We start from the raw sequence: 1018 nt of genomic DNA on the forward strand, positions 1-1018 counted from the left end.
GTAAGCGCGATTTTCCATGCACATTGACGTAGGCGGCGTCTCCGAACCGGCTCTTTTTGCGAAGCGATATCCGGCTCTATCAGTCGGCGGAGGTCTTGGAGTAATTGAACGGCAGCAGGTCGCAAATGTCGGCGGCTTCCTCGCGCTGAGGCAACTCAGTGAGCACATGGCGCAGCCAGGTGAGTGGGTCGACGGCGCAGGCGCGGCAAGTCAGCATCAGGCTGTAGATTACGGCGCTTGCCCTGGCTCCGTCGGCGGTATCGCTGAACAGCCACGATTTTCTTCCGGTCGCAAATACTCTGATGTCGCGTTCCAGAATGTTGTTATCGATCGGCATCCTGCCGTCGCTGGTATAGCGTATCAGGTAATCCCATTGGTTCAGGGTGTAGGACACGGCATCGCCGAGCTTGGTATCCGGCAAGACCTTTGGCGCGATGGTATCGAGCCACGACTTGAGTGCAGTCAGGACAGGCAGGCTGTGCTGTTGCCGGAAACGGCGAATGCAATCGGCCTGCGTTTCGCCGGCGTCGGGCTTTCTGTCTCGCGCCTGCTTTTCTATCCGGTAGAGCTGCTCGAAGAACCGGAGCGCCTGTTCCGGTGGTCCGCCTCCATTCTTGCGGGTTTTGAGAGCCTCGACGAAGCGTCGCCGTGAATGAGCCATGCATCCGACATGGGTTGCGCCATGCAATGTGCGCCAGGCTGTGTAGCCGTCGCTCACCAATATGCCGCGGTAGTCGCCGAGAAAGGTCTGCGGGTGGACCTGACCGCGGCCCGGTTGATAATCGAGAAGCACGATCGGCTCGGCACTGTCCTCGCTGCTGCGGTATGCCCACATGTAGGAGGTGCTGGTGGCTTCCTTGTTCTTTTCCTTCAGCACCTGAACCGTCGTCTCATCGCCATGAATGAGAGGCTGTGACTGAAGCCGCAATCTCAGCGCATCGTAAATGCGATGCAGGTGCCTCTCGCTCGAACCGATCACCCAGTGCGCGAGAGCACCCCGGCTGATCGGAACGCCAGC

The 1018-nt window shown here is 59.4% G+C and carries 1 protein-coding gene; it reads right to left on the reverse strand.

Features of this window, described 5'->3' with window-relative positions:
* Positions 1-79: 79 nt before the first annotated feature.
* The coding region (gene tnpC / locus GGQ67_RS25090) for an IS66 family transposase (protein ID WP_183902808.1) at positions 80-1018 on the reverse strand (939 nt) is incomplete at its 5' end.

Origin of the sequence: Rhizobium metallidurans, from assembly GCF_014196505.1 — a bacterium.
GTDB lineage: Bacteria > Pseudomonadota > Alphaproteobacteria > Rhizobiales > Rhizobiaceae > Rhizobium > Rhizobium metallidurans.